The 589-nt window shown below is 29.4% G+C and carries 1 protein-coding gene; it reads right to left on the reverse strand.

The features are described 5' to 3' along the window. Positions 1–34 precede the first annotated feature (34 nt). Positions 35–589, reverse strand: a 555-nt coding sequence (locus HLB29_RS09550; protein ID WP_416389946.1) for a hypothetical protein, incomplete at its 5' end; no start/stop codon positions are given.

The following is a 589-nucleotide window of genomic DNA, read 5'->3' on the forward strand; positions in this document are numbered from 1 at the left end:
CTATAAATATTTTAGATAACTATATAGATTTTGCTCATCGATAAATAAATTTTTTATCACAAAAGAACAGGTCGTTTAAAAATTTTAATGATTGATTGTAATCTTCATACCACCATATCTTCTTCCAATTATCACCACTGTGAACCAAATGAGGAATAACTGCATTTTCTAATTTCTTTTTCGCCGGAGGTGATTTCTTTTTACCGGCAGGTTTAACGTATCTAACAGTTTCGAAAATATTATCTCTATACTTCACTCTAATACCAAAATTAGGATTTACCAATACTTGAATTTCAGTCTTTGATGGAATAAGAGGAAATCCATCATCAATGACCTGAAATTGTTTGTTTTTAAAAGAAAAAACACCTGTAGAATCCATCTTTCTAGTATCTTTTATACATAAATAGTTATCAATATCTTCATTTTCTTTAAATGGTACAAAAAGAGAGCGAGAATTTTCCGGTTGACATGAAAAAGTTTTATTATATTTGTGTATATACCCTCTTAAAAACTCGTTAGCTTCTTTTACATTATCAATGCCTTTCATCATAAATTCAACCGGCAATCTGCTTTGTAGAGTAACCCAAAG

Source organism: Peptostreptococcus canis, from assembly GCF_014229965.1.
Taxonomy (GTDB): Bacteria; Bacillota; Clostridia; order Peptostreptococcales; family Peptostreptococcaceae; genus Peptostreptococcus; species Peptostreptococcus canis.